This is a genomic window from Allostreptomyces psammosilenae (genome assembly GCF_013407765.1).
Lineage (GTDB): Bacteria > Actinomycetota > Actinomycetes > Streptomycetales > Streptomycetaceae > Allostreptomyces > Allostreptomyces psammosilenae.
The window spans coordinates 729777-755159 of sequence record NZ_JACBZD010000001.1; the positions used below are offsets into that span (position 1 = coordinate 729777).

Genomic DNA, 25383 nt, shown 5'->3' on the forward strand with positions numbered 1-25383 from the left:
GCGTCGCGCGGGCGCCGGGGTGCCCGGTCCCGGCCCCCCGTCACACCGCCGCCGGTGGTGTTCGGGTGGGGGTTGTTCCGGGGGGTGCCGACGGTGGAGGCTGTCCGCGACGACCCCGCCGCGCGGACGGCCGGTGCGCCCGCCGAAGGCGGTGCGGCGCCGGCGTGCCGACGCGGCGGGGAGCCAGGGGCGGCGCGGCCCCGGCACCCGCCCCGGCACCCGCCCCGCAACGGTGGCGGCGGAGCCCGGCCGAGAGGAACAGGGGAGAGCATGACTGCACCGGCTACCGACGAGGCGCTGTGGCTGCGCCGCTACCGACCCGCGCCGGAGGCCGCGGCGCGCCTGCTCTGCTTCCCGCACGCCGGCGGGTCGGCGAGCTACTTCCGGCCCATGGCGGAGGCGCTCGCTCCCCGGGTGGAGGTGGTGGCCGTCCAGTACCCCGGACGGCAGGACCGGTTCCGGGAGCCCTGCCTGGACAGCGTCGCCGACCTGGTGGACCGGGTCCAGCCGCTGGTGGCCTCCTGGAGCGACCGTCCGCTGGTGCTCTTCGGGCACAGCATGGGCAGCCTGCTCGCCTTCGAACTGGCGCTGCGGCTGCGCGACGGGCGGAGCGGACCGCCGGTGGCGCACCTGTTCGCCTCGGGCCGGCGCGGGCCGTCCACCGTCCGCGAGGAGACGCCGGTGCACACGCTCGACGACGACGGCATCCTCGACGACCTGGCCCGGCTCGGCGGCACCGACCTGAGCCTGCTGGAGGACGCCTGGCTGCGGCGGACGGTGATCGACTGCGTGCGCGCCGACTACCGGGCGATCGAGACCTACCCGTGCCCGCCGGACGCCGTGCTGGACTGCCCGGTCACCGTGCTGGTGGGGGACGACGACCCGAAGACCACCCTGGAGGAGGCCGGGGCGTGGCGGTCGCACACCACCGGGCCCTTCGCGAGGCGGGTCTTTCCCGGCGGCCACTTCTACCTGAGCGAGCGGTGGGCGGAGGTGTGCGCCGTCCTGGGCGAGGCGTTCGACGGGATCGCCGCCGGGGCGGTGGCGACGCGGTCGGGGAGCGAGTGAGGCCCCTCGGGGGCCGCTGACCGCACGGAACGGCGGTGCCCCGGCCCGTCCGGGCCGGGGCACGTTCGCGGTCCGGACGCCGGCTACTCCTCCTGGCGCGGGGCCGTGCCGTCCACGATCACCGGGGTCCCCGCCCCGTTGCCGCAGGGCACCGCGTAGACCGCGCCCTGCGCGGCGGCCTCGCTGAAGGCCTCGATGCAGCGGTTGAGCAGGATCTCGTCGGTCAGCGACTCGCTCAGCAGCCGGTTGGCCTCCGCCTCCGCCTCGGCCTCGACGCGCATCCGCTCGGCCTCGGCCTCGGCGGTGCGCACGGCCTCCTCCGCGCGCTGGGTCTGCTCGCGCTGCTGGATCGTGAGGTCGATCTGCTCCTGGAGCTGGTCGGAGGGGCGCACGTTGCGCAGGTTGACGGTGTCCACGGTGATGCCGCGCTCGGTGAGCCGCTCGCGCAGCGCCTCGGCGATCTCGGGACCCAGCTCCTCCCGCCGGGTGGCGTAGCCCTCCTCGCTGGTGTAGCGGGCGAACACGTTGCGCACCACCTCGCGGCTGTCCGGGAGCACCAGGCGCTCCTGGACGGCCTCCTCGGTGCCGGCCTGGCGGTACAGTTCCGTCGCCTCCTCGGGCATGACCGACCACTTGACGGTGACGTCCGCGTACAGCACGCCGCCCTGCGAGGAGCGCACCTCCACCGTCTCCTCGCCGACCAGGTCGAGGTTGACGGGGCGGGTGGAGTAGCTGGTGATGTCGGTGAACGGCGAGACCAGGTGCAGACCGGGCTGGAGCGGGTCGCCGACGCGGCCGAAGGTGACGGGCACGCCGACCTCGTTGGCCTGCACGGTGTGTGTCAGGGACAGGACACCGAAGAACAGCCCGGAGAGCAGGGCGGCGAGGCCGCCGGCGACCGCCGAACCGGGCCAGGAGGCCCGCCGGGCGGCGACGGTTATCACGATGCCGACCACGATGAGCAGTAGGGCGAGGACGAACATGGCGAGGCTCCCCCCGAGTGACGCCCGGTGCCGCCGAGTCGGGACGAACGGGTCGGACTCGGCCACAGCGGGACGGGCTGGTGACGATCCGTGGGACGGCGCGGGGGAAGGCTTCGGTTCCGGGCGGCGCGGGCCGGTTGCCGTCCGGTGACGAACGCGGCGGGTGGGTGCCGGCGCGGGGGCCTCAGCCCTTCCCGGCCGACAGGGCGGAGGCGCGGTGCGGGCCGGCCCGGCGGGCCACGCGGGCGAGGGCGCGCAGCAGCGGGGAGCGGCCGGCGGTGGGGACGGTCCACACCGGGTGCCCGGCCGCGCCCCACCGCTCCAGCAGGGCGTTGGCCGCCAGCGTGCCGGAGGTGGCGGCGCGCTCCATCAGGGCGACCGGCAGGTCGACCCGGACCAGGTCGCCGGCCAGCACCACCGTCGGGTCGGGCGTGCGGACCGTCGGTCGGTGCGGCCAGCCGCCGGGCGGGAACAGCGGGCAGTCGGCGCGCAGCTCGTGACGTTCGTCCAGCACGCGGGCGTCGGCCGTCTCCGGGTAGACCCGGTGCAGCTCGGCGCGCAGCCGCCGGGCCGCCTCGCCCGCCTCGGTGTCCTCCGGCAGCGCGTAGCCGTGCAGTTCCACCACCGACCCGCCGGTGCGCCGGGCCCACCGGCGGGCCTGGCGCTCGTAGCGCTCCAGCACGGTGATGTTGTCCAGCGGGCCGAAGCCGCCGGTGCCGAGGAAGGCCGGGCGGTCGGCGGCCACCGGGCGGTCCAGCCACAGCCGGGTGACCTGGAAGGGCGGGGCGCTGGGCAGCGCCGCGATCCGCCGCCGCCAGGCGTCGTCGCCCAGCCGGGGGGAGGCGGCGACGAGCCGTCGCAGGCCGGGCGCGTCGGCGGCGAGCACCACCGCGTCGTAGTCGCGGGCGCCGCCGCCGGCCGGCACCACCGAGTGCCGCCCCGGCGTGCGTGCCGGGTCGATCCGGTCCACCGCGGCGCCGGTGCGGAAGGTGACGCCGCGCGCGGTCAGGTGCGTGGCCAGCGGTTCCCACAGGGCCTGGGGGAACGGGTCCCGCGGCACGTCGAACAGCAGGCCCTCGGCCGAGCCGAGGAAGTAGATGTGGAACATGGTGGCCAGCTCGGCGGCGGAGAGCCGGCGCGGGTGGGCGAAGAAGCTGCGGGAGAACACCTCGAAGGCGAGGTGGCGGGCGGCCGGCGGGAAGCGGACGGCGTCCAGCAGGGCGGGTGCGTCCAGCGCGTCGAGGCGCTGGTAGACCCGGGGCACCGACACGTCGAACAGCTCCAGCGCCGGGCCGGGGGCCATGGCCGCCAGGTCGCGCCAGCCGAAGGTGGGGCTGCGGGCGACGAAGGCGAGGGCGCTCCACGGCGGGGTGCGGGGCAGCCCGGCGAAGGAGTCGCGGGCGCCGGTGCCGTGCAGCAGCGGGTAGTCCGGCAGCGGGGTGAGCGCCTCCAGGGCGGGATCGGCGCGGCGCAGCAGCCGGCGCAGGTTGTAGTACTGGCGGAAGAAGGCGTGGAAGCCGCGGGTCATGGTGACGCGGCTGCCGTCGCGCAGCCGGGTCTCCCAGCCGGCGAGCCGCCCGCCGAGGCCGGCCTCGCGTTCCCACACCTCCACCCGGGCGCCACGGTCGGCCAGTGCGGCGGCCGCGGCCAGGCCGGCGATGCCGCCGCCGATCACGGCCACCCGTGGGGTGTCGGCGAGGTGGCCGAGGTCGGGTCGGCCGGGTGCGGGGGAGTGCCGCACCGCCCGGGGATCGGTGCCCAGGGGGACGCGGCGCCCCCGGGCGGTGGTGGCGGGTGGGGCGGGCGTGGCGGTGCGGTGGGACGCGGCGGTGCGCTGGGGCGTGGTTGTCGCCGGGTGTTCCGGAGGTCCCGGGTGCCCGGGAGGGGCCGGTGGCGTGGCGGGGGGCGGAGTGGCGCGCGGGGCGGTGTCGCTCATGCCGCCTCCGTGGCCGGGGCCACCCCGTGGCCCGGTTCGGCCGGGCGACGGGTGAGGAAGGTGTGTGCGATGCCGCGCTGCCAGCCCGGCATCGGGAGCGCGCGGGCCGGTTGGAAGCCGCAGCGCTCCAGTCGGGCGCACAGCTGCGCCGGGGTGTCGAACTCGCGGACGCTCCGCCACAGGTAGCGGTACAGCCCGGCGTCGCCGCCCAGCAGCCGGCCGGCGGGCACGATGACGGACCAGCAGACCAGGTGCCAGACGGCGCGCGCCCGCGGCGAGCCCAGCGCGTACTCGTGCACGGCCAGCGGCGCGCCGGGAGCCAGCAGTTCGCGCAGCGCGCACAGGGTGGCGTCCGGGTCCGGCAGGTTCCGCACCAGGTAGGCGGCGAGGGCGCCGTCGAACGGGCCGGTCACCCCGGCCGCCCGGAGCTCCTCGGCGTGGGCCCGCACGAACCGCACCCGGGCGGGCCACGGCTTGGCGCGGGCCCGGGCCAGCATGCCGGCGGAGGCGTCCACCGCGGTGATCCGGGCGCGGGGCGCCGCCGCGAGCAGCGCGGCGGTGGAGGCCCCGGTGCCGCAGCCGAGGTCGAGCAGGTGCAGGCCCGCGCCGTCGCCGGGCAGCCGCAGGCGCCGGGCCGAGCGGCGCAGCTGGGCGTGGTAGCCGGGGTTGGCGGCGACCAGCCGGTCGTAGGCCGCCGCGGCCCGGTCGAACGCCGCGGGGACGTCGGCGCGGGCCGGTGCGGGGGCGGGGAGGCCGGCGTCGTGGGGGTCGGGATCGCGGGGGCCGGCATCGCGGGGATCGCGGGGGTCGGGGGCGTGGCGTCGGGTGGTGGTGGGGGTGGGGCGCTTGGCCATTGCGGGTCCCTTCGTCGGCCGGCTGCCTGCGGCTTCGCCCCTCCCGCGACCGATTGTCGACCCGGGCCGGTCCTGGCCCGCGCACCCGGCGCGGTTCGGCGTGCCGGGTGCGCCCGTCCCGCCTCCGAACGGCCGTACCGGAGCCGTCCCGCCGGGGGCTACGCCGCCTTGGTGGCGTCGTAGGTGTACAGCCAGGAGGTGGCCCGGTCGTGGAAGTGGCGGAAGAAGACGGGCATGAACAGCTCGCCCATCCGCCGGGCCAGCGGACCGGCCGTCTTGGTGTCCCGGTTCTCCCCGGCGGTCTTGAGCATCCGGCGCACCCGGGGCCGGCGCCGCGCGTCGTAGTCGGCCAGCGCGCTCGGCACGGAGGGGGCCGACCGGAGCGCGTGGGCGAGCACCACGGCGTCCTCGATGGCCATCGAGGCGCCCTGTCCGGCGCCGACCGGGTGGGCGGCGTCGCCGACCAGGACCACGCGGTCGGCGTGCCACACCGGCAGCGCGTCCAGCGTGTGGTGCGGCGTCGGACGGTGCAGCCGGGGCGTCAGGCGCAGGACGCGGGAGGGGAGGACGTCGTCCCCGAAGAGCTCGCGGAGGCCGCGCAGCCGGGTGGCGTCGTCGGTCCCGCCGGCGGAGAGGTCCGGCTGCTCGCGGCTGGCGACCTGCGCGGACCACCAGACGGTGCCGTCCGGGGCGGGCACGGCCAGGAAGGCGCCGGCGCGGGCGAAGACCATGTGGAACACGCCGGGCTCCAGGTCCAGGCCCTCGGTGGTCCCGGAGACGGTGTACAGGCCGGCGTAGCGGGGGGTCGGCGCGGCGGGGTCGAGCAGGCGGCGGGTGGTGGACCAGATGCCGTCGGCGCCGACCAGCAGGTCGGCGTCGGCGCTCCCGCCGCCGGCGAAGCGCAGCCGGACGCCGTCGGGGCGGGTTTCGGCGTCCGCCAGGCGCTCCCCGGTGATGATCCGGGCGCCGGAGCGCGCCGCCTCCTCGCGCAGCCGCTCGACCAGCCGGCCGCGCATCAGCGTCACGCTGTGCAGCGGGTCGTCGGCGAGCCGGCCGCGGGCGACGTCGCCGAGCAGTCTGCCGGAGGACGACCACATCCGCTGCCGCGCCACCGGGAACCCGGCGGCGGTGACCGGCCCCAGGCAGTCGAGGGCGTCCAGTCCGCGCAGCCCGTTGCTGGCCAGGCTGAGGAAGGAGCCGACGCTCCCGGCGGCGTCCGGGTGTGACTCGAAGACGGTGACCTCGGCCCCGACGCGCCGCAGCGCGATCGCGCACACCGACCCGGCCACCCCGCCACCGACCACGGCGACACGCATATCTCTCCCCTTCATTTGGTGAATCTATATTCGGTGAAACCGGATTCACTATGGAGGCTGCTACCGTCCGGAGTCAAGGCGGGCGGTGGCGCCGCGCGGCGCGGCGGCGGGAGCGGAGAGGAACCGGCGGGTGGGTGTGCGGAAGGCGAAGGCCGCGGAGACCGAGGCCGCGCTCAAGGAGGCGGCCCGGCGGCTGTTCGCGGAGCGGGGCTACCTGAACACGAAGATCACCGACATCACGGCGGCCGCCGGACGCGCCACGGGTTCCTTCTACGACCACTTCGCCGGCAAGGAGGACCTCCTCCAGGCCCTGCTGCGGGACATGCAGGGTCAGGCCGACGACGACCTCGCCGCCCACCACCACCCGCGCGAGCACGACCTGACGGACCGCGCACAGCTGCGCGCCCACCTCGGCGTCGCTTGGGGGGTCTTCCGGGACCACCTGCCGGTGATGGTCGCCCTGATGCAGTCCGCGCTGACGCAGGGGCTGGACACCGGCCGTCCGTGGCAGCGCCTCGTCGCCGACACCGACATGCTCCGCGACCACCTGGAGTACCTGCGCGAGCGCGGCCACCGACTGCCGGGCGACCCCACGCTGGTGGCCGCGGCGATGGGGGCGATGCTCTCGATGCTGGGATACTCCCTGCTCACCGCGGGGGAGCGGGCGCCGGGCTACACCGACGAGGAGGTCGTCGACACGCTCACCGCCCTGCTCCTGGACGGCCTCCGTGGCGCGGGCGGGCCGGACAGCCCGGACAGCCCGGGCGGCTCGGGCGGCCCGGAGGGTCCGGGCGGCTCGGGCGGTCCAGGCGGGGCGGACGAACGGGACCGGGCGGACGGGGTGGCCGGGGCAGCCGGGGCGAGCAGGGGGGACGGGGCGGACCGGGCCGACGGCGAGGGCGGCCGGCAGGCGGCCGGCTGAGCCGCGGCGGCGGCCTCCGGCGGGAGAGGGCTCAGGTCATCCGGCGCGGGGGCGGGCCGCAGGAACCGGCGCGCGCGGACGGGCGGCCGTCCGGTGGCCGGTGCCAGGGATGGCGCCCACCGGGTCGACGCGCCCGGAGGTACGGCGGCGCCGCCGCGGGCTCGCCCGGGACAGCGGGCCGCGGCGGGCGGCCACCACCGGCCCCCTCGGCGCCGGCGTCGTCCCGGCGGTCGCGCCGGTCCGGCAGCTCCGCACGCTCCTGCCGCTGCCGCAGGCGCCGTGACAGGCCGGCCACGACCAGGTCCCGGCGGCGCACACCCGGCTCCGCGTCCCCGACGGCGTGCGCGGGACCGCTGCCCGCCAAGCCCACGTGCCCGCGCGCCCCGGGACGCGCCAGCACGGCCGTGGCCACCACCAGCGTCACCGACGCCAGGAACACCGTGACCTCCAGCAGCGCCGCCCCGGTCAGGAACAGCAGCGCCCGGAGGAACCTGCCCACATCCGCTGCCATGGGCGGAAGTCTTGCCGCGATCCCCGCCGCGAACCCCCTGTTTTCCCGTGACACTAGGGGGCAGGGATGACGTGATGCGCAGTCACCGCGCCCTGGCCGCCCCGCTCGTGCTCCCGGGCGGGTCTGCCGAGCCGGCCGTCGGCGAACCGCCCCCGGTCGAAGAGCACGGCCATGCCCGCCACCACGGCGATCCCCAGCAGCCAGCCGCCGAGCACGTCGCTCACCCAGTGCACGCCGAGCGCGACCCGGGTGAAGCCCACGCCCACCACGGAGACCACCGCCAGCACCCAGAGCACCACCCGCCACACCCGCTTCAGCAGCGGCAGCAGCACCAGCAGCAGGATGCCGAAGGACGACGCCGCCGTCATCGCGTGCCCGGAGGGGAAGGCCAGGCCGGGGGCGTGGGACACCGGTTCGGCGAGCTCCGGCCGGGCCCGCCCGACCAACTGCTTGACGCCCTGACCGAGCGGCCCGCTCACCCCGGCGGTCGCCACCACCCACGCGCACACCCGCCACGCGCCGCGCCACAGCAGCCACAGCGCCAGCCCGCCCAGGACGATCCGCAGCGTCACCGGATCCCACACCCAGGAGGTCAGCACCTCCAGCACCGCCACCGCGTCGGGGGCGTCGGCCGCGTGGCGGTTCAGCGAGGTCGCCGTGCCGGTGTCCAGCCGCATCAGCGGACGCCATCGGCTCTCCACCAGCAGCAGCAGGAGCACGAACACCGCCGTACTGGCCGTCAGGACCGTGACCGCCACACCGGCGCGCCGCACCAAGCGTCCGTCCGGGTAGACCTGCCGCGCCGAGTCAGCCTGGAAGTCCATTCGATTAGTCCTACCGCAACCGGGCCGGCCGCACCAGGGCGCCTCCGGCCACCCGGACCGCCCCTGGGCGGGTGCCGGCGGGGTGCCGGGAGGGCGGGCGCCCGGCGGTGCTCACGCCTCCACGTGACTGGCCGCGTGGAACCGCGCGGCGCCCGGGTCGGTCACCGCGATCAACTGGTCCACCACCGCCGTCGGGCCGCCGGCGGCCGCGGCGTCCCGCTGCCGCTCCGGGCCGGTCTGTTGCAGCGCCTCGTGCAGCAGCCGGCTGGTCAGCGCCTCGTCCCCGCGCTCCGCCAGGGCGGGACGCACCACGTTGTACAGCTCCGCCACCAGCTCCGCGGCCGGCACCCGCCGCTCGGCGACCGGATGCACGGCGGGCCCGCGCAGCCCGTAGCGGGCGGCGCACCACACCGCCGCCGCCGCGACGGTGTCCCGCACCCGCACCGGTGGCCGGCCCTCGGCCAGGTCCTCCAGGGCGGTGTCCACCAGTGCGCGGGTCAGCGCGGCCTGGAGCAGCGTGCCGTCCACGGTGCCCGCGTCCGCGGCGCGCACCTCGACCGTGGGCAGATGCTGGGAGGGCCGGGCGAGCCAGAAGGTCATCTGCTCGTCGACCACCGCGCCGCAGTCCACCAGCCGGGCGATCTGCGCGTCGTAGTCCTCCACCGACTCGAAGACCGGGGGCACGCCGGCACCGGGGAAGCGCCCCTGGGCGATCATCCGCCAGCTGTGGCAGCCGGTGTCGCGCCCGTGGTCGAACGGGGAGTTGGCGGAGAGCGCCAGCAGGGTGGGCAGCCACGGTCTCAGCCGGTTGACGACCTGCACCGCCGTCTCGCGGTCCGGCACCCCGACGTGGACGTGACAGCCGCAGGCCTGGTAGTCGGCCACCGCCCCGGCGAACAGGTCCCGGATGCGCGCGTACCGGTCGGCCCCGTTCTCGGACTGCGGTGGCGGTGACGGCACCGGATCGCCGTCGGACAGCACCGGATTGCCGACCGAGACCAGGCGGGCGCCGCACGTCCGGGCGGCCTCGGCCAGCCGCCGACGTCCGGCCAGCAGCTGGCTGCGCAGTCCCTCCAGGCGGGTGCACACCCCGCTCGCCGACTCCACCTGGGTGGCCAGGAACTCCGCCTTCAGCATGGGCGTGGTGCCGATCGGCCCCTCCAACAGCGGGCCGGAGTGCCGTGCGGCGGCGCGCGACGGCCCGGTGTGCGGCCCGCCGCCGTGCGGCCCGCCGCCGTATGGTCCGCCTCCGTGCGCTCCGCCGCCGTACGGGGCGCCCGCCGCGACGGGGGCGAGTTCGGCCATGTGCTCGCGGGCCGTCTCGGACGGCGGGGGCCACGGGGCGGTGGCGTGCGCGCGGGGCGGGGCGGTGGCCCACTCGGCGCCGAAGGGCAGGCCGCCGCCGCAGGCCGACGGGCCGCCGTGCGCGGTGCGCAGCACGTCGCCGGCCAGGGGGAGGGGCATCCGGGTCTCCGGGTCGATCAGCAGGAACTCCTCCTCCACGCCCATCGTCACCCCGGCGCCGCACGGTACCGGTACCGCTGTCGGTCCTCTGGTCACCGTTGCTCGCCTCCTTCCGACGTGCCACCGACCCGTCCCGCTGCGCCCACGCGTCACACCCATGCCACGCCGTCGCGCCGGGAAACGCGTTCGGCCGAAGCTTCACGGGGTAGGGGCGTGGTTTGCCCGGCGCGGTCCGGACCACCACGCGGCCCGGACTCCGGGCGGTGCGGGGCCGAAGGTGAAGACGCCGGGCCGAGGCCGAAGGAGCCGGGCCGCGGGGCGAAGAGGACGGAACGATGCTGCTCGACGACCTGGTGCGGACCTCCCGGGAGGTGACCGCCACCCGTTCCCGCAACCGGAAGACGGCCGTGCTCGCCGCACTGCTCGCCCGCCTGGAGCCGGCCGAGGTCGCGCCGGCCGTCGCCTTCCTGGCCGGCGAGGTGCGGCAGGGGCGGATCGGCGTGGGCTGGGCGGCGCTGCGCCAGGTGGCGCCGCCGCCGGCCGCGGCGCCGTCGCTCACCATCGCCCGGGTCGACGCCGCCCTCACCGACCTCGCCCGGCTCACCGGCAGCGGCTCGGGCGCGGCCCGCCGGCGGGTGCTGGAGGAGCTCTTCGCCCGCGCCACCGAGGACGAGCAGCGCTACCTGCGCGCGCTGCTGCTCGGCGAGCTGCGCCAGGGCGCCCTGGAGGGCGTGATGGTGGAGGCCGTCGCCGCCGCCGGGAGCGTGCCGGCCGAGGCGGTGCGGCGTGCCCTGATGCTCTCCGGCCGGCTCGCCGAGGCCACGACGGCGGCGCTCACCGGCGGCGAGCCGGCCCTGGCCGCCTTCGGGCTGCGCGTCGGCCGCCCGGTACGCCCGATGCTGGCCTCCCCGGCCGAGTCGCTCGCCGAGGCGCTGCGCGAACTGGCCCGTCCCGTCGTGGAGTACAAGCTCGACGGCGCCCGCATCCAGGTGCACCGCGACGGCGACGCCGTGCGGGTGTTCACCCGGACCCTGCGCGAGGTGACCGACGGGGTGCCCGAGCTGGTGGAGGTGGTGCGCGCCCTCCCCTGCCGCTCCGTGGTCCTGGACGGCGAGACGCTGGCCCTCACCGACGCGGGCACCCCCCGCCCGTTCCAGGAGACGATGAGCCGCTTCGGCGCCGCCAGTCCGCGCGAGCTGCTGCTGCGGCCCTACTTCTTCGACTGCCTGCACCTGGACGGCACCGACCTGCTGGACGCGCCGCTGGGGGAGCGGCGGGCCGCGCTCGGCGCCGTCGCCGGAGAGCACCGGATGCCGGCCCTGGAGGAGCCCGACGAGGACGCCGCGGAGCGGATGATGGGCCGGGCGCTGGCCGAGGGCCACGAGGGCGTGATGGTCAAGTCCCTCGACGGCCGCTACGCCGCCGGCCGGCGCGGGCGCTCCTGGCGGAAGGTGAAGCCGGCGCACACCCTGGACCTGGTGGTGATCGCCGCCGAGTGGGGCAGCGGCCGGCGGGTCGGCACGCTGTCCAACCTGCACCTGGGCGCCCGGGACCCGGACGGCGGAGAGCCGGTGATGGTCGGCAAGACCTTCAAGGGGCTGACCGACGAGCTGCTCGCCTGGCAGACCCGCGAGCTGCTGGCCCGGGAGGTGGGCCGGGACGGCCACGCGGTGCTGGTGCGGCCGGAGCTGGTGGTGGAGATCGAGCTGGACGGCGTGCAGACCAGCCCGCGCTATCCCGGAGGGGTGGCGCTGCGCTTCGCCCGGGTGCTGCGCTACCGGCCGGACAAGGGCCCGGCCGAGGCCGACGACCTGACGGCGGTGCGGGCGATGCTGCCCGGGGAGGCGGGGCGGGCCGGGCGGGCGGGGGAGTGACGGTCAGGGCGGGCCGGGGGTGACGGGCTCGCGGTGACCGTGTCGGTGCGGCTGACGGCCGCCGGTCGGCGGTGCGCGGGGTCGCCGGCCCGCGCACCGCCGACCAGCGGCGTGGGTCCCGCCCCCGCGCCGAACCGCCGGGCGCGGCGAGGACGGCTGGGGGCGGGTGCCGGCGGCGGGCCGTGCCGCCGGACGTCTCGGTGGGCGGTGGTGGGCCGGCGCTACCGGCCGCTCCGCCCGGGGCGGCGGCTCAGACGGCCACCTGGGGCTGCGGCGCAGCCTCCGCAGCGGTCCGGGCGCCGGTGCCGGTGCCGCGGCCACCGGACCGCGGCACCCGGACGTTGACCAGCAGCGTCGCCAGCACCGCGGCGACCAGCAGGATGCCCACCGCCCAGGTGATCGCGACGGTGAAGCCGTGCACGGTGGCCTCCGCCTCCGGGGCCGCCGCGTGGGCGGTCACGTATCCGGCGGTGGCCGAGGTGGCGATGGTGTTCAGCAAGGCCGTGCCGATCGAACCGCCGAGCTGCTGCGAGGTGTTGGCGGTGGCCGAGGCCACGCCGGAGTCCCGGGTCTCCACGCCCTGGGTGACCAGGTTCATCGCCGGCATGGTCACCAGCCCGAGGCCGAGGCCCAGCACCAGCTCTGCGGGGAGCACGTGGGTGAGGTAGGCCGGCTCCGGGGTGAGCTGGGTCAGGATGCCCAGCCCGGCCGCCTGCAGCAGCAGGCCGGGCACCAGCACCCAGCGCGGCTGCACCCGCCCGAACAGCCGGGCGGCGATCTGGGTGGCGCCGATGATGATGGCGATGGTCAGCGGCACGAAGGACAGCCCGGTCCGCAGGGCCGAGTAGCCCAGCACCTCCTGCAGGTAGTACGTCATGAACAGGAACAGGCCCCAGGAGCCCACGTTGGCCAGGCCCACGGTCAGGAACGCCCCGGCCCGGTTGCGCTCGGTGATGATCCGCAGCGGCAGCAGCGGGCTGCTCGCCCGGCGCTGCCACAGCGCGAACAGGGTCAGCAGCACGACGCTGCCGCCGAGCAGGGCCAGCACCAGCCGGTCGCCCCAGGAGCGCGACTCGGCCTCGCTGAAGCCGTAGACCATGACCAGCACGCCGCCGCAGCCGAGCACCACCCCCAGCAGGTCCAGGCGGCGTCGGGTGCCCTCGGAGGGGAGCCCGTGGTCACGCAGGACGAAGACGGTGCCGGCGATGGCGATCGCCGCGATCGGGATGTTGACGAACAGGCACCAGCGCCAGTCGAGGTACTCGGTGAGCGCGCCACCGGCGATCAGGCCGATCGCCGAACCGCCGGCGCCCACCGCGCCGTAGACCCCGAAGGCGGTAGCGCGCTCCCGCGGGTTGGTGAAGGTCGTGCTGAGCAGGGACATCGCGGCCGGCGCCAGCAGGGCCGCGAAGACGCCCTGGCCGGCCCGGGCGGCCAGGAACGGGCCGATGCTGGCCGCCGCACCGCCCAGCCCGGAGGCGACGGCGAAGCCCACCAGCCCGATGAGGAAGGACCGCCGACGGCCGATCATGTCGGAGATCCGGCCGCCGAGCAGCAGCAGGCCGCCGAACGCGAGGGTGTAGGCGGTGATCACCCAGCTGCGGTCGGCGTCGGAGATGCCGAGGTCCGCCTGCGCCGAGGGCAGGGCGACGTTCACGATGGTGGCGTCCAGCACCACGATGAGCTGGGCGAACGCGATTACCGCGAGCGACCACCAGCGCCGCGGGTCCGGTTCCGGACTGCTCGGCGTGGGCGGTCGCATCGCCGCGCCATCTCGATGACCGGCCGTCTCGTTCGTGCTCATGGGGCGGGTGATCCTTCGGCTCCGTGGTTCTCGTGGGGCGTGGCGGTGCCTCGTGGTGCGCATATACGGAACAAGATGTCTCGTATTTAAGAAGATAACCGACGCCCGAGACCCGGGACGCCCAGGAGCCCGCGTCCCCCCGGTTTTCCGGGGGGACGCGGGCTCCTGGGGCTCGTGCCGTTCGGCGGGCGGGCGGGCGCCGTCGGCGCGGCCCGCCCGCCGGGCGCGATCAGCTTCGCAACGCTCCGTCGCCGTGTTCCTGGATGTGCCGCTCCAGCGCGCGCAGCGCGTCGTCCACCTGCGCCTGGCTGCCCGTGTTGTGGCGCAGCGCGTAGTACGCGGCGCCCAGCTTGCGCGCGAGGTCGTGGCCGGCGCGGTTGACCTGCACCTCCTCCACCTTCTGCCTGCCCATCTCCAGGCCCCGCTGGGCCTGCTCCCTGGCGCGGTCGAAGAGTCCAGCCATCGTCCATCTCCCTGTCGCTCGCTGGAGGGTCGCCGGTCGACTCCCACTGATCGATACAACGCGTGACGGTCGCCGCGTGCTCCCGAGCCGCCGCCCGAATGTGCGGGAGGGGCCGGTAGGTGGTGGTGAACCTACCCGTGTGACTCCCCTCACACCCCCCCGCTCACCGCCTCTGACCTCCCGCTCCGCGGTGGCACTCCCGCTCCGCGGTCTCCGGCCCCCGGCACGGCGAACCCGCGGGACGGCGGGCCCGTCCCGCGGGGGCGGCGGTTCAGGAGGACTGGGACCGGTGGCCGTGCCGCCGTGCCGCGGCGGCGGCCTCCTCGTTCTCCCCCTCGGCCTGGCTGGTCCGCCACGAGCCGCTGGTCTGGTTCGAGGTGACGTCCTCGGCCGGGTAGTCGCCGGCCTCCTGGGCGACGCTCGGCGGCTCCTGCTCGACGTCGTTCCCGGACGGAGTCGTTGGGGTTCCCGCCATCGCTGCCTCCCGGTTGCTGCCGCGGTCTCGTGCGACCCCCGGCTACCCCGACCGGCGCGCGCCATGCGCGGCCGGCCCCGCCGCGCGGTCCGGCTCCCCGAGCGGTGCCCGGCCCGCTGCTCGGCGCGGCGGCTGTTTCCCCCCTACGCACACGGGTAGCCGCCGGTGGCGATGGCCCACAACCGACAGATCCGTCGAGCGACGGACCGGGAAGGAGGCCGCCGCCATGGCGACCAGCGCGAGCGGACCGGAGGTCGACGACCTGTGGGACGAGTTCCACCGCGTCGTCAACATGACGTCGAAGGAGCTGGGGGACTGGCTGAACACCCGCTCGGCCGGTGAGGAGACCGAGACCCTCCCCGACGAGGCCGGCACACCCACCGGGCGGCAGGTGCTCAGCGTGCTGGGCAAGCGCAAGACCGACCTGCAGGACGACGACCTGCGGGTGATGCAGAAGGTCGTGGACCGGGTGCACGCCGAGCGGCGGGACGACCTGGAACCGACCCAGGGGCAGGCGTCCTGGCGGCACCGGCTGATGTCCATCGGCCACGACCCGCTCAAGCCCGTCTGACCGCCTCCCGGGGACGCGTCGCCGTGCCCGGGGGACCGACACGGGTGCGGGGGACGCCGGACGGGGCGAGACGGGGCGACAGAGGGGCGCGGGCGAGCGACGGCGACAGAGGGACGCGAGCGACGAGGGGCGGAAGACCATGGCTGCGAAGACCGGGGCGGTCAAGGAGCGCGCCCGGGTGGCCGAGGCGCTGCTGGAGACCCACGGGACCACCTGGGCGGAGCAGGCCGGCATCCGGCTGCGGGACACGCCCGCCTCGCTGTACCAGTTGCTGGTGCTGGCGATGCTGATCAGCGCGCGGATCCGCGCCGACATCGCGGTGGCGGCCGCCCGCTGCCTCTCCGAGGCCGGGATGCGCGACGCGCGCCGGATGGCCGCCGCCGACTGGCAGGAACGCGTGGACGCCCTCGGCCGGGGCGGGTACCGCCGCTACGACGAGCGGACCGCCACCATGCTCGGCAAGGGCGCCGAACTGCTGCTGCGCCGGTGGCACGGCGACCTGCGGCGGCTGCACCAGGAGGCCGACGGTGATCCGGAGGCGCTGCGCGAGCGGCTCCAGGAGTTCCCCGGCATCGGCCCGGTGGGCGCCGACGTCTTCCTGCGGGAGGCACAGGCCGTCTGGGAGGACGTGCGCCCCTACGTGGACGACCTGGCCGCGGAGGGCGCGAAACGGCTGGACCTGCCGCGGGACGCCGAGGAACTGGCCGAACTGGTGGCGCCGGACCACTTCGTCGAGCTGGTGGCCGGGCTGGTGCGGGCCGCGCGCTCCAAGGACGTCGTGGAGGACGTGCGGCGGGCGGCCGCCTGAGGCGGACCGGACGGGAGCGGCGGAACGAGAACGGGCACGGGGAAGCGGCACGGGAAAGCGGCACGGGAAAGCGGCACGGACGGGGGAAGGGAGAGGGAAGGAACCAAGCGCATGAGCGGTATCGAGCTGCGCAGCACGGCGTTCAACGACCACGCGATCATCCCCGAGAGGTACAGCAAGACCGGCGAGAACGTCAGCCCGGAACTGGAGTGGAGCGGTGTCCCGGACGGCGCCGCCGAACTGCTGCTGATCTGTGAGGACCCGGACGCGCCCAGCGGGACGTTCCTGCACTGGCTGGAGACCGGCATCGACCCGCACGCCCGGCACATCGGCCCCGGCGAACGCCCGCCGGGAGGCACGGCGTGGCGCAACGGCTTCGGCGAGGACGGCTACGGCGGACCACAGCCCCCGGTGGGCGACCCGCCGCACCGGTACTTCTTCCGGGTCTACGCGCTCGACGAGCCGGTGCATCTGCCCGGGGCGCCCTCCCCGGAGGAGGTGCACGAGGCGATCCGGGGCCACGAACTGGCCAGCGGCACGCTCGTGGGCCTGTTCGGCCGCTGACGCCGTGGCCGCCGACTCGCCGGCCGCCGACTCGCGGCGCGGCGGCCAGGCGCGCGCCCCGCGCCGGCCGCCGCGCCCGGCGCCCGCGACGGGCGGGCTCCCGGGGCAGCCACCCCGGGTTTGGCCGCCCCGACCACGGGCACCCGCGACGCGGCGGCCCGTGCCGCGGCGGGGCCGCACCACGCACGCACGACTCCACAACGACCGTCGGAGGCGAGCACCATGCCGGAACCCGGCAGCAAGAAGTACGACGTCCGCCGCGCCCGGCTGCGCAAGGAGGCCGAGGACAGCGGCGTTCCCGACCAGCACGCCGACGCCGAGGCCAACCGGGAGCTCCAGCAGGACCCCGAGTGGCGCACCTCCGGTCCGCGCACCGAACGCGGGCTCGGCCCCAAGGGCGAGCGCGGCGAGCGGCCGGACCAGCAGCACGGATCCGACTGACCGACCCGCGGCGCCGGCCGCGCGGCGTGCCGGTCCTCGCGCCACGCCGGGTGCGGCGTGGCGCGAGGACCGGCACGCCCGCGTGTGGGCTGGGTGGGTGTGTGGCTGTGCCTGTGCTGATGGTGCCCGTGTGTCGCTGGGGGGTGCTGGTGACTGGTGCTCTGGTGCCAGTGCTGGGGGTGTCGGTGTGTGGCGGTCCGCCGCTCACGTGCCTCCGGGGGAGCCGTGGTGGGCCCCCTGATTCCAGGATTTCATGGGTCAGGGGGTGGGCGGCAGGGGGTTCTTCGGCCTGTGGACAACTCTGCCGAGGGTGCCCGGAGTCTCTGCCGAGGGTGCCCGGAGTCTCTGCCGAGGGTGCCCGGAGTCTCTGCCGAGGGTGCCCGGAGTCTCGCCGGTCGGCGTCCGGGTACGCCGGTGCCGATGGGGTCGGGGCGCTGTCTGGTCAGGGGGCGTCGCCCGGGTTGGCGGCCTCCTGGCCCTGGGCCAGCTCGCGGCGCCGTGCCGCCAGCAGGTCCAGCACGTTCTCGTCGGTGAGCTGCGCGAAGTCGTCGTACCAGGCGCCCACCGCCTGGAAGGCCAGCGGCGTGGACAGGCAGACCACCTCGTCCACCTCGCGGGACAGCATCGCCACCGCGTCCGCCGCCCCCACCGGAACGGCCAGCAGCAGCCGCTCCGGCCCGCGCGAGCGCACGGAGCGGCAGCCCACCAGGGCGGTGATGCCGGTCGCCAGGCCGTCGTCGACCACCACGACGGTCCGCCCCGCCACCTCGGGTGCCGGGCGTCCGCCCCGGTAGCGCTCCTCGCGCCGGCGCACCTCCGCCCGCTCGGCCACCACCACCGGTGCCATCTCCTGCTCCGTCAGCCCCACCTGCTCCAGGACGTAGTCGTTGAACACCGGCGGGTCCTCGCCGGTCACCGCGCCGACGCCCAGTTCGGGCTGGAAGGGCGCGCCCAGCTTCCGCACCACCAGGACGTCCAGTGGGGCGTTCAGCTCCCGGGCGACGTCGTAGGCGACCGGCACCCCGCCCCGGGGCAGCGCCAGGACCAGCGGGTCGGTCAGCGGCGGGGTGGTCTCGCGCAGCCGCGCCGCCAGGGCCCGGCCGGCCTCCCGGCGATCGGAGAAACGCATCGTGCACCTCCGGTGTGCTTGGGTCCCCCCGGTCCCCCTCGTCTCTGGTCCGGGCGCCCACGCCCGGGTGGCGCCCCACGTCGGATGCGGCCGGGCACGGCCGTACGGCTCGCGAGCCGCGCGGCTCACCAGCCGTACGGGTAGGTCTCCGCCTCCCCGGGGAGCGGTTCGTACGGGTGCAGCGGCGTCAGCGCGTGGGTGCGGTCCAGGTAGCAGAAGGCGTCGTAGCGGTCGCCCAGCACGGTGGGCACGTAGTTGCCCCAGCGCTCCCGGTCGGGCCGGTAGGTGACGCCGATCGCCCGGTGCTCCAGCGCCTCCCGCATCCAGTCCGGGCGGTCGACCTCGCGCCTCGGCACCACGAACAGCGCCGTGGGCGGCGTGCCCGGCGCCGGCTCCGGGACGGTGCGGTGCAGCAGGTCCTCCAGGGTGCCCTCGCGGGCGGGCGGCACCGTCATCACCCGGGGGCGACCGCCCCAGCGCTCGGCGGCGATCACCTCCCCGGAGTGGCTGCCGAAGCCGACGATGACGGTCTGCTCCCTCCCGTGCCGCTCCCGCACCAGCTGGCCCACGTTCACCAGCCCGCCGGCCGCCATGTCGGTGGCCCGCGCGTCGCCCACGTGGGTGTTGTGCTCCCACACCACGGCCTTGGCGCGCGGCCCGTAGTGCTCCACCAGGCGGTCCAGGGTGTCGGCCATGTGGTGGTCGCGGATGTTCCAGGAGCCGGGGCCGGCCCGCATCATCGCCCGGTAGTAGCGCTCCGCGCCGACCAGCACGGCGGCGTTCTGCTCGGCGTCGAACAGCTCCTCGCGCTCGGCCACCGTCCCGTCCGCCGCCGTCGCGTCCGCCGCCGTCCCGCCGGCGCCCGGGCCGCCGCCGGCCCGCGGGGCCGGTCGGCCGACCTCGCGTCGCAGCTGCACCAGCAGGTCCACCACCTCGGCCTCGCAGCTGGTCGGGACCAGCCCGGTGGTGGCCTCCGCGTAGGAGCGCGGGTCCTCGGCGTAGGGCTCGAAGCAGCGGATGGCCTCCAGCGCGGTGTCCACCCGGTCGGGGTCGTGGGCCCGCAGGTGGTCCAGGACCGCCCGCAGGGAGTCCCACAGCGAGTACACGTCCAGGCCGTGGAAGCCGACGCGCCGCTCCGGCGGCAGCGCGGTGTTGTGCCGGCGCAGCCAGCGGGCGAACTCCAGGACGTCGGTGTTGGCCCACATCCAGGTGGGCCAGCGCCGGAAGTCGCGCAGCACCTCGCCGGGGTCCTCGGGGGCGCCCGGCAGCGCGGTGACGCTGCGGTGCACGTCCCGGCAGTCCGGCCAGTCGCCCTCCACGGCGACCACGGTGAAGCCCTTCTCCTCGATCAGCCGCCGGGTCAGCGCCGCGCGCCACCGGTAGTACTCGGTGGTGCCGTGCGAGGCCTCGCCGAGCAGCACGAAGCGGGCCCCGCCGACGCGTTCCAGCAGCGGGTCGAGGGAGCGGTCCACGGCGGCCCGGTCGGCGTCCTGGAGCGGCAGGGCGAGCCCGGCCACGTCCCGGCGGACGTCCAGCGCCGTCGCCGCCGCGGTCTCCTCCTCGATGGTCTCGCCGAGCGGCCGTCCGGGCGGACGGCCGGGGCGGCCGGGGCGCACCCGCCCGGTGGGACCGGTGCCGATGGTGGTCACGTCGCCTCCCCGGGCCCGGCCGGGCCGGGCGACCGGCCCGCCCCGGGGCCGGTGGGCGGTGGCTCGTCGGTGGTGGTCCGGGTGAACCAGTCGGCGGCCAGCACGGCGACCTGGTCGAGCGCCCCGGGCTCCTCGAACAGGTGGGTGGCGCCGGGGACGACGTGGATCGCGAACGGCCCGCCGAGCTGGTCGGCGGCCTGCTCGTTGAGGCGCAGCACCTCCTGGTCGTGGCCGCCGACGATCATCAGCACCGGCGCGCGCACCTGGGCCAGGGCGGAGCCGGCCAGGTCCGGCCGGCCGCCCCGGGAGACCACCGAGCGCACCCGTTCGGGGCGCATCGCCGCCGCGACCAGCGCCGCCGCCGCGCCGGTGCTGGCGCCGAACAGGCCGATCGGCAGGTCGGCGGCGCGCGCCACCCGCGGCGGCGCCGGTGCCCCGCGCTCGGCCGGCGGCGGGCCGGCCAGGTGGTCCACCGCCCCGCACAGCCGCCGTGCCAGCAGCGGGATGTCGAAGCGGTACTCGGCGGTGACCATGTCGCGGCGTTCCTCGTCGGCCGTCAGCAGGTCCATCAGCAGGGTGCCGAACCCGGCCTCGCGGAGCGTCTGGGCGACGGCCCGGTTGCGCGGGCTGTGCCGGGAGCTGCCGCTGCCGTGGGCGAACAGCACCATGCCACGGGCCCCGGGCGGGACGGCGAGGTCTCCGACGACGGTGGCGTCGGGGAGGGTGATCCGCACGCTCTCGGTGTCCGAGGTGGGCATGGCGTCGCCCTCCGCTAGGCCAGTCCGGGCAGGCCGAACAGCCGGGTGTAGGCCGGGGGGAGCTGGCTGATCAGCTGGTTCAGCTCGCCGCCGTGCACCGCCTCGGCCAGCGTGGAGAGCACGGCGCTGGCGTCCAGGCGGGCGGTGTCGACCGTCCCGCCGGTCGCCTCGGCGACGTGCCGCAGGAACTCCTCCACGCCCCAGGTGTGCCCGCTGGTCCCGGCGTCGCTGAGCACGGCCTCGGCCAGCGGGCTGGGCAGCTGCGCCGCCAGGTCCTCCGGTTCGCCGAGGCCCAGCCGGTGGCCGAGGACGGAGAGCACGGCCGCGCAGACCCGCTCCGCCTCCTCCCGGTCGGGGTACTCCCCGCGCTCGCGGACCCGGGCCACGAACTCGCCGGCGTCCATCCTTCTCCACCTCCTCCTCGCCCCGCCCGCGCTCCCGGCGCGGGGGAGGGCCACTGCCGCCGATGAGCGCGACGGTCGCTGGTCTGGTCCGCCCGCGCGGGTAACCGGGCGGGCCGGGTGTAAACCTGCCGCCGCGCGCCGGTCCCCGGCGGCCGGCCCGGAACGGCCGCCCGGCGGGGGTTGACCGGCCGGGATCGGCGCTCCTACGATTCCCCGGCAGGTGAATCGATTCGACGCCTCAGGCCGCCGCGACTGGTGAATCGATTCGACGAAGAACGCCGCGAGGGAGCGCAATGGTCACGATCAAGGACGTCGCCGAGCGGGCCGGAGTGGCCCCCAGCACCGTCTCCTACGTGCTCAGCGGCTCCCGCAAGATCTCGCCCGCCACCGTGCGCAGCGTCCGGGCGGCCGTCGAGGAACTCGGCTACCACCCCAACGCCGGCGCCCGCACCCTGCGCACCACCCGCACCGGGGTCCTGGCGCTCGCCCTGCCGCTGCGCTCCGGCTCCTACCGCGCCGTGGACGGGCGGTTCATCGTCGACATCAGCGACGCCGCCCGCCTCCTCGGCTACGACATCCTGCTGACCACGGCCCCCGACGGGGAGGCCGGCCTGCGCCGCATCGCCGGCAGCCGGCTCGCCGACGGCGCCGTGCTGATGACCGTCGAGATGGACGACCCGCGCATCGCGGCCATGCGGGAGCTGTCCTTCCCGGTCGCCCTGCTCGGCCGGCCGGCCGACGACCAGCACACCCCCTGGGCCGACCTCGACTGGGAGGAGGCCGCCGCCACCGCCGTGGCCGCCTGCGCCGCCGCCGGCCACCGGCACGTCGGCTACCTCGCCACCACCGACCGCGAGATCCGCGCCCGCCGCAGCTACGCGGTCCGCGGCATCGCCGGCGCCCGCCGGGCGGCACGCGAGGCCAGGGCGGCCGGCCTCCGACTCGACGTGCACCGCTCCACCGGCGACCCCGACCGGCTGCGCGCCCGGCTGCTGCACCTGCTGGCCGGCCCCGACCGGCCCACCGCGCTCGTCGTCCAGCACGCCTCCGTGCTGCCGCAGATCCTGCAGGCCGTCGCCACCGCGGGCCTGCGCCTCCCCGACGACCTCACCCTGGTCGCCGTGGGCACCCTGCCGGACGACCTCGGCGGCGTGGACCTCACCCGGATCGACCTGCCGGTGCGCCAGATGGCCGCCGAGGTCACCCGGCTCGCCGTCGGCGCCGTCGAGGGCAACCGGCGGACACCGCCCGCCACGGACGACGCCGCCCACTCCGACGACGACTCCGACGCCGCCTCCCCGCACGCGCTGCTGCGCCCCGTCCTCACCCCCGGCCGAACCCTGGCCGCGCCCCCCACCGCCCCGACGCGCTGACCGCCGGCCCCGCCTCCCGCGCCGGCGGCACGCGCCCGAACGGAAGACCCGTCCCACCCATGAGAACCCCCCGCAGCCGCACCCGGGCAGCCGCCACGGCCGCCTGCCTCGCGGTGCTCTCCGGGATCGTCGGGTGTGCCCGCACCCCCGACCCGGACACCCTCGTCCTGATGAACTCCTCCACCGACGAGCCCCAGCACACCTGGAACCAGGAACTCCTGGACGCCTGCGGCCGACGGCTCGGCGTGCGGGTCGAGCAGGTCAGCGTCCCCGCACCGCAGGTCGTCTCCAAGGCGCTGCGGATGGCCTCCTCCCGCTCCCTGCCCGACGTGCTGATGCTGGACGGTTCCAAGCTGCCGCAGTTCGCCGACACCGGCGGCCTGGTCCCGCTCGACGAACTCGGCATCACCACCGACGGCCTCGGCGACGGCGCCGTCTCCCTGGGCAGCTACCAGGGCGAGTTCTACGGGATCGCCCGCACGGTCAACTCCCTCGCCCTGTTCTACAACGCCGACCTGCTCGCCCAGCACGGCCTGGAACCCCCCACCACCTGGGACGAACTGCGCAGCGCAGCCGCCGAACTCACCGGCGACGGCACCTACGGCATGTCGTTCAGCGCCTCGGCCAGCGACGACGGCACCTTCCAGTTCCTGCCGTTCCTGTGGTCCAACGGCGCCGACGAGACCCGGCTGGACAGCCCCGAGGCCGCCGAGGCCCTCACCTTCTGGAAGGACCTCCTCGACGACGGCTCGGTCTCCTCCGCGGTCGTCAACTGGACCCAGCAGGACGCCAACGACCAGTTCGTCGCCGGGAACGCCGCCATGATGGTCAACGGCCCCTGGCAGGTCCCGGTGCTGTCCGAACACCCCGAACTGGACTGGCGCGTGGCGCCGATGCCGGTGCCCGAGGCCGGCGACGCGCCCGTCGTCCCGCTCGGCGGCGAGGTGATGACCGTGCCCCGCACCGGCGACCCGGAGCGCCAGCGGCGCGCCGCCGAACTGGTCCGCTGCCTCAACACCGAGGACAACCAGCTGGCCTGGGCGGAGCGGGTCAACAACGTCCCCACCCTCCGCTCGGCCTCCGAGGCCTACCAGCGGGAACACCCCGACCTGGCCGCGTTCGCCGCCCAGGTCGAGACCGCCCGCTCGCGCACCGCCCGCGCCGGCACCGGATGGCCGCAGATCTCCACCGCCATCCACGGGGCCGTGCAGTCCGCCCTCACCGGGGGCGCCACCCCCGAACAGGCCCTGGAACACGCCCAGTCCCAGGTCCCCGCGGCCACCCCCGGGTCGTGAAGGAGCACCGGATGACCACCACGACCCTCGGCCCGGCCGTCACACCCCGCCCCGGAGCCGCCACCGACCCGGACCGCCGCCGCGCCCACCGCCGCGCCACCCTCCTGCAGTGGGGATTCCTGGCGCCCGCCGTCCTGTACATGCTGGCCTTCTTCGGCTACCCGCTCGTCCGCAACGTCGTGATGAGCTTCCAGCACTACACCCCACGCACCTACTTCACCGGCGAGGCGCCCTTCAACGGCCTGGACAACTGGCGCGCCGTGCTCGGCGACCCGCTGTTCGCCGAGGCCCTGTGGCACACGCTGCTGTTCACCGCCGGCTCGCTGCTCGGCCAGTTCACCATCGGCCTGGCCCTGGCCGCCTTCTTCAGCCGGCGCTTCCCGCTGGGCGGCCTGGTCCGCGCCGTCCTGCTGCTGCCCTGGCTGATCCCCATGGTGGTCTCCGCCGTGGTCTGGCGCCGCCTGCTCGACCAGGAGACCGGCGTGGTCAACCAGATCCTGGAGGCGCTGAACCTCACCTCCTCCGGCGTGCCCTGGCTGTCCAGCCCCAGCGTCGCCCTGCTCGCGGTGACCCTGGTGAACATCTGGATCGGCATCCCGTTCAACATGGTCATCCTCTACGGCGGCCTCCAGGAGATCCCGCGCGAGCTGTACGAGGCCGCCGCGCTGGACGGCGCCGGCGCCTGGCGGACCTTCCGCAGCGTCACCCTGCCGCTGCTCCGGCCGGTCGCCACCGTCGTGCTGGTGCTGGGCTTCATGTCCACGGTCAAGATGCTCGACCTGATCCTCGCCCTCACCGACGGCGGGCCGGCGAACGCCACCCAGACCCTCGGCACCCAGACCTACCAGCTCTCCTTCCTGGAACTGGACTTCGGCCAGGGCGCCGTCGTCGGCAACGTCCTCATCCTGATCAGCGCGGTCTTCGCGGTGATCTACCTGCGCGCCAACCGCACCGACTTCGGCACCGGACAGGGGAAGTGACCACGATGACCACCACGACCCGCCGGGCCACCCGCGCCCGCGACACCGCCATCGCCCTGGTCGTCCTCGCCGTGCTGCTCTTCCCCGTCTACTGGATGGTCAACACCGCCCTGCAACCCGGCGTGGACCTGGCCAGCACCTCCTTCCTGCCCACCTCGCCCAGCCTGGAGAACTTCCGCGAGGCGCTGAGCAGCCAGGGCGGCAACCTGCTGACCAGCCTCGGCGTCGCCCTCGGCGCCACCCTGGTCTGCCTGCTGCTCGCCGCCCCCGCCGCCTACGCGCTGGCCCAGTTCGGGCTGCGCGGCGGCCGCGGCATCGTCTTCGGCACGCTGATCACCCAGATGGTCCCCGGCATCGTCATCGCCAACGCCCTCTACGGCGCCTACGTGGACCTCCGGCTGGTCAACTCCTTCCTCGGCCTCGTCCTCGCCGACGCCTCCCTCGGCCTGCCCTTCGCCATCGTGCTGCTGCGCGCCTTCATGGTCTCCATCCCCCGCGAGGTGGTGGAGGCCGCCATGGTCGACGGCGCCGGACGGCTGCGCGCCTTCGTCAGCGTCGTGCTCCCGATGAGCCGCAACGCGCTGATCACCGCCGGCCTGTTCGCCTTCCTCTACGCGTGGAGCGACTTCATGTTCGCCCTCACGCTCAACACCACCGACGACATCAAGCCGATCACCCTCGGCATCTACGAGTACATCGGCGCCCACGTCAGCGACTGGGGCGCCGTCATGGCCGCGGCCGTGCTCTCCTCGATCCCGGCCGCCGCCCTGCTCGTCCTCGCCCAGCGGTACGTCGCCGCCGGCATCACCGGCGGGTCGGTCAAGTGACCCGCGCGCCCGCCCCCCGCCCCACCCGCCCGGCCCCCGTGCCCGCCCAGGCCACCCACCCCGCCCCGATCGCCCACCGCACCCCAGGAG

At 76.0% G+C, this 25383-nt stretch carries 25 protein-coding genes; 11 read left to right on the top strand and 14 right to left on the bottom strand.

The window, feature by feature from the left end; translation table 11 throughout:
- The first annotated feature begins 270 nt into the window (after nucleotides 1-270).
- The gene (locus FHU37_RS02835; protein ID WP_179812638.1) at nucleotides 271-1068 is read left to right on the top strand and encodes a thioesterase II family protein; all 798 of its coding nucleotides are present in this window, start codon (nucleotides 271-273) and stop codon (nucleotides 1066-1068) included.
- Nucleotides 1069-1151: 83 nt separating this feature from the next.
- Here the strand turns inward: FHU37_RS02835 and FHU37_RS02840 are convergent, their stop codons facing one another.
- The 4 genes from FHU37_RS02840 to FHU37_RS02855 form a co-directional block, all read right to left on the bottom strand.
- Nucleotides 1152-2051: a prohibitin family protein gene (locus FHU37_RS02840; protein WP_179812639.1), complete on the bottom strand. Its 900-nt coding sequence runs from the start codon at nucleotides 2049-2051 to the stop codon at nucleotides 1152-1154.
- Nucleotides 2052-2235: 184 nt separating this feature from the next.
- Nucleotides 2236-3987 (bottom strand): FAD-dependent oxidoreductase, encoded by a 1752-nt coding sequence (locus FHU37_RS02845; protein ID WP_179812640.1) that lies wholly within the window; start codon nucleotides 3985-3987, stop codon nucleotides 2236-2238.
- Nucleotides 3984-4841, bottom strand: a complete 858-nt coding sequence (locus tag FHU37_RS02850; RefSeq protein ID WP_179812641.1) for a class I SAM-dependent methyltransferase — start codon at nucleotides 4839-4841, stop codon at nucleotides 3984-3986. The genes FHU37_RS02845 and FHU37_RS02850 overlap by 4 nt, the downstream gene beginning before the upstream one ends.
- 158 nt (nucleotides 4842-4999) lie before the next feature.
- The gene (locus tag FHU37_RS02855) at nucleotides 5000-6157 is read right to left on the bottom strand and encodes an FAD-dependent oxidoreductase (protein WP_179812642.1); all 1158 of its coding nucleotides are present in this window, start codon (nucleotides 6155-6157) and stop codon (nucleotides 5000-5002) included.
- Between the two features lie 130 nt (nucleotides 6158-6287).
- Between FHU37_RS02855 and FHU37_RS02860 the strand changes: the two genes are divergently transcribed.
- Complete coding sequence (locus FHU37_RS02860; protein WP_179812643.1) at nucleotides 6288-7079, top strand: TetR/AcrR family transcriptional regulator; 792 nt, start codon at nucleotides 6288-6290, stop codon at nucleotides 7077-7079.
- A gap of 31 nt (nucleotides 7080-7110) precedes the next feature.
- On the opposite strand, the gene FHU37_RS02865 is transcribed toward FHU37_RS02860, so the two are convergent.
- From FHU37_RS02865 to FHU37_RS02875, 3 genes are all read right to left on the bottom strand, one after another.
- Nucleotides 7111-7590, bottom strand: coding sequence for a hypothetical protein (locus FHU37_RS02865; protein WP_179812644.1), 480 nt, complete (start codon nucleotides 7588-7590; stop codon nucleotides 7111-7113).
- Between the two features lie 53 nt (nucleotides 7591-7643).
- A complete protein-coding gene (locus FHU37_RS02870; protein ID WP_179812645.1) occupies nucleotides 7644-8414 on the bottom strand; it encodes a phosphatase PAP2 family protein in 771 nt (256 codons plus the stop codon).
- Nucleotides 8415-8525: 111 nt separating this feature from the next.
- Nucleotides 8526-9923, bottom strand: coding sequence for a carboxylate-amine ligase (locus FHU37_RS02875; RefSeq protein ID WP_246450164.1), 1398 nt, complete (start codon nucleotides 9921-9923; stop codon nucleotides 8526-8528).
- A gap of 290 nt (nucleotides 9924-10213) precedes the next feature.
- Here FHU37_RS02875 and FHU37_RS02880 point away from each other — a divergent pair, with 290 nt between their 5' ends.
- Nucleotides 10214-11752 carry an ATP-dependent DNA ligase gene (locus tag FHU37_RS02880; RefSeq protein ID WP_179812646.1) on the top strand — a complete coding sequence of 513 codons (1539 nt, stop codon included), beginning with the start codon at nucleotides 10214-10216 and terminating at the stop codon, nucleotides 11750-11752.
- A 250-nt stretch (nucleotides 11753-12002) separates the two neighbouring features.
- Here FHU37_RS02880 and FHU37_RS02885 read toward each other — a convergent pair whose 3' ends face one another.
- The 3 genes from FHU37_RS02885 to FHU37_RS02895 all read right to left on the bottom strand — a co-directional run bounded on the left by FHU37_RS02885 (nucleotide 12003) and on the right by FHU37_RS02895 (nucleotide 14494).
- Entirely contained in the window at nucleotides 12003-13556 is a 1554-nt protein-coding gene (locus FHU37_RS02885; protein ID WP_179812647.1) for an MFS transporter, read from the bottom strand.
- A gap of 229 nt (nucleotides 13557-13785) precedes the next feature.
- A complete protein-coding gene (locus FHU37_RS02890) occupies nucleotides 13786-14019 on the bottom strand; it encodes a hypothetical protein (RefSeq protein ID WP_179812648.1) in 234 nt (77 codons plus the stop codon).
- A gap of 271 nt (nucleotides 14020-14290) precedes the next feature.
- Nucleotides 14291-14494: a hypothetical protein gene (locus FHU37_RS02895; protein ID WP_179812649.1), complete on the bottom strand. Its 204-nt coding sequence runs from the start codon at nucleotides 14492-14494 to the stop codon at nucleotides 14291-14293.
- Nucleotides 14495-14720: 226 nt separating this feature from the next.
- Between FHU37_RS02895 and FHU37_RS02900 the strand changes: the two genes are divergently transcribed.
- The 4 genes from FHU37_RS02900 (at nucleotide 14721) to FHU37_RS02915 (ending at nucleotide 16878) form a co-directional block, all read left to right on the top strand.
- The gene (locus FHU37_RS02900; protein WP_179812650.1) at nucleotides 14721-15065 is read left to right on the top strand and encodes a DUF3140 domain-containing protein; all 345 of its coding nucleotides are present in this window, start codon (nucleotides 14721-14723) and stop codon (nucleotides 15063-15065) included.
- Between the two features lie 139 nt (nucleotides 15066-15204).
- The gene (locus tag FHU37_RS02905; RefSeq protein ID WP_179812651.1) at nucleotides 15205-15873 is read left to right on the top strand and encodes an HhH-GDP family DNA glycosylase; all 669 of its coding nucleotides are present in this window, start codon (nucleotides 15205-15207) and stop codon (nucleotides 15871-15873) included.
- 111 nt (nucleotides 15874-15984) lie between these two features.
- Nucleotides 15985-16437, top strand: a complete 453-nt coding sequence (locus tag FHU37_RS02910) for a YbhB/YbcL family Raf kinase inhibitor-like protein (RefSeq protein WP_179812652.1) — start codon at nucleotides 15985-15987, stop codon at nucleotides 16435-16437.
- A 222-nt stretch (nucleotides 16438-16659) separates the two neighbouring features.
- A complete protein-coding gene (locus FHU37_RS02915) occupies nucleotides 16660-16878 on the top strand; it encodes a hypothetical protein (protein WP_179812653.1) in 219 nt (72 codons plus the stop codon).
- A 442-nt stretch (nucleotides 16879-17320) separates the two neighbouring features.
- Here the strand turns inward: FHU37_RS02915 and FHU37_RS02920 are convergent, their stop codons facing one another.
- The 4 genes from FHU37_RS02920 to FHU37_RS02935 form a co-directional block, all read right to left on the bottom strand.
- On the bottom strand, nucleotides 17321-18007 hold the full coding sequence (locus FHU37_RS02920; RefSeq protein WP_179812654.1) for a phosphoribosyltransferase: 687 nt from the start codon (nucleotides 18005-18007) through the stop codon (nucleotides 17321-17323).
- Nucleotides 18008-18132: 125 nt separating this feature from the next.
- Nucleotides 18133-19656, bottom strand: a complete 1524-nt coding sequence (locus FHU37_RS02925; RefSeq protein WP_312892395.1) for an erythromycin esterase family protein — start codon at nucleotides 19654-19656, stop codon at nucleotides 18133-18135.
- Complete coding sequence (locus FHU37_RS02930) at nucleotides 19653-20414, bottom strand: dienelactone hydrolase family protein (protein WP_179812655.1); 762 nt, start codon at nucleotides 20412-20414, stop codon at nucleotides 19653-19655. Before FHU37_RS02930 ends, FHU37_RS02925 begins: the two co-directional genes overlap by 4 nt.
- A gap of 14 nt (nucleotides 20415-20428) precedes the next feature.
- Nucleotides 20429-20818, bottom strand: a complete 390-nt coding sequence (locus tag FHU37_RS02935) for a DUF2267 domain-containing protein (protein ID WP_179812656.1) — start codon at nucleotides 20816-20818, stop codon at nucleotides 20429-20431.
- 293 nt (nucleotides 20819-21111) lie between these two features.
- On the opposite strand from FHU37_RS02935, the gene FHU37_RS02940 reads away from it, so the two are divergent.
- From FHU37_RS02940 to FHU37_RS02955, 4 genes are read left to right on the top strand one after another with little or no spacing between them, the layout of a single operon-like run.
- On the top strand, nucleotides 21112-22191 hold the full coding sequence (locus FHU37_RS02940; RefSeq protein WP_179812657.1) for a LacI family DNA-binding transcriptional regulator: 1080 nt from the start codon (nucleotides 21112-21114) through the stop codon (nucleotides 22189-22191).
- Nucleotides 22192-22250: 59 nt separating this feature from the next.
- Nucleotides 22251-23486 (top strand): ABC transporter substrate-binding protein, encoded by a 1236-nt coding sequence (locus FHU37_RS02945; RefSeq protein ID WP_179812658.1) that lies wholly within the window; start codon nucleotides 22251-22253, stop codon nucleotides 23484-23486.
- A gap of 11 nt (nucleotides 23487-23497) precedes the next feature.
- Nucleotides 23498-24466, top strand: coding sequence for a carbohydrate ABC transporter permease (locus tag FHU37_RS02950; RefSeq protein WP_179812659.1), 969 nt, complete (start codon nucleotides 23498-23500; stop codon nucleotides 24464-24466).
- A gap of 5 nt (nucleotides 24467-24471) precedes the next feature.
- The gene (locus FHU37_RS02955) at nucleotides 24472-25293 is read left to right on the top strand and encodes a carbohydrate ABC transporter permease (protein WP_179812660.1); all 822 of its coding nucleotides are present in this window, start codon (nucleotides 24472-24474) and stop codon (nucleotides 25291-25293) included.
- Nucleotides 25294-25383 lie beyond the last annotated feature (90 nt).

Coding starts and splice junctions, on each gene's coding strand:
- FHU37_RS02835 (WP_179812638.1), top strand. CDS start 271: ATGACTGCACCGGCTACCGACGAGGCGCTGTGGCTGCGCCGCTACCGA.
- FHU37_RS02840 (WP_179812639.1), bottom strand. CDS start 2,051: ATGTTCGTCCTCGCCCTACTGCTCATCGTGGTCGGCATCGTGATAACC.
- FHU37_RS02845 (WP_179812640.1), bottom strand. CDS start 3,987: ATGAGCGACACCGCCCCGCGCGCCACTCCGCCCCCCGCCACGCCACCG.
- FHU37_RS02850 (WP_179812641.1), bottom strand. CDS start 4,841: ATGGCCAAGCGCCCCACCCCCACCACCACCCGACGCCACGCCCCCGAC.
- FHU37_RS02855 (WP_179812642.1), bottom strand. CDS start 6,157: ATGCGTGTCGCCGTGGTCGGTGGCGGGGTGGCCGGGTCGGTGTGCGCG.
- FHU37_RS02865 (WP_179812644.1), bottom strand. CDS start 7,590: ATGGCAGCGGATGTGGGCAGGTTCCTCCGGGCGCTGCTGTTCCTGACC.
- FHU37_RS02870 (WP_179812645.1), bottom strand. CDS start 8,414: ATGGACTTCCAGGCTGACTCGGCGCGGCAGGTCTACCCGGACGGACGC.
- FHU37_RS02875 (WP_246450164.1), bottom strand. CDS start 9,923: ATGGGCGTGGAGGAGGAGTTCCTGCTGATCGACCCGGAGACCCGGATG.
- FHU37_RS02880 (WP_179812646.1), top strand. CDS start 10,214: ATGCTGCTCGACGACCTGGTGCGGACCTCCCGGGAGGTGACCGCCACC.
- FHU37_RS02885 (WP_179812647.1), bottom strand. CDS start 13,556: ATGAGCACGAACGAGACGGCCGGTCATCGAGATGGCGCGGCGATGCGA.
- FHU37_RS02890 (WP_179812648.1), bottom strand. CDS start 14,019: ATGGCTGGACTCTTCGACCGCGCCAGGGAGCAGGCCCAGCGGGGCCTG.
- FHU37_RS02895 (WP_179812649.1), bottom strand. CDS start 14,494: ATGGCGGGAACCCCAACGACTCCGTCCGGGAACGACGTCGAGCAGGAG.
- FHU37_RS02900 (WP_179812650.1), top strand. CDS start 14,721: ATGGCGACCAGCGCGAGCGGACCGGAGGTCGACGACCTGTGGGACGAG.
- FHU37_RS02905 (WP_179812651.1), top strand. CDS start 15,205: ATGGCTGCGAAGACCGGGGCGGTCAAGGAGCGCGCCCGGGTGGCCGAG.
- FHU37_RS02910 (WP_179812652.1), top strand. CDS start 15,985: ATGAGCGGTATCGAGCTGCGCAGCACGGCGTTCAACGACCACGCGATC.
- FHU37_RS02915 (WP_179812653.1), top strand. CDS start 16,660: ATGCCGGAACCCGGCAGCAAGAAGTACGACGTCCGCCGCGCCCGGCTG.
- FHU37_RS02920 (WP_179812654.1), bottom strand. CDS start 18,007: ATGCGTTTCTCCGATCGCCGGGAGGCCGGCCGGGCCCTGGCGGCGCGG.
- FHU37_RS02930 (WP_179812655.1), bottom strand. CDS start 20,414: ATGCCCACCTCGGACACCGAGAGCGTGCGGATCACCCTCCCCGACGCC.
- FHU37_RS02935 (WP_179812656.1), bottom strand. CDS start 20,818: ATGGACGCCGGCGAGTTCGTGGCCCGGGTCCGCGAGCGCGGGGAGTAC.
- FHU37_RS02940 (WP_179812657.1), top strand. CDS start 21,112: ATGGTCACGATCAAGGACGTCGCCGAGCGGGCCGGAGTGGCCCCCAGC.
- FHU37_RS02945 (WP_179812658.1), top strand. CDS start 22,251: ATGAGAACCCCCCGCAGCCGCACCCGGGCAGCCGCCACGGCCGCCTGC.
- FHU37_RS02950 (WP_179812659.1), top strand. CDS start 23,498: ATGACCACCACGACCCTCGGCCCGGCCGTCACACCCCGCCCCGGAGCC.
- FHU37_RS02955 (WP_179812660.1), top strand. CDS start 24,472: ATGACCACCACGACCCGCCGGGCCACCCGCGCCCGCGACACCGCCATC.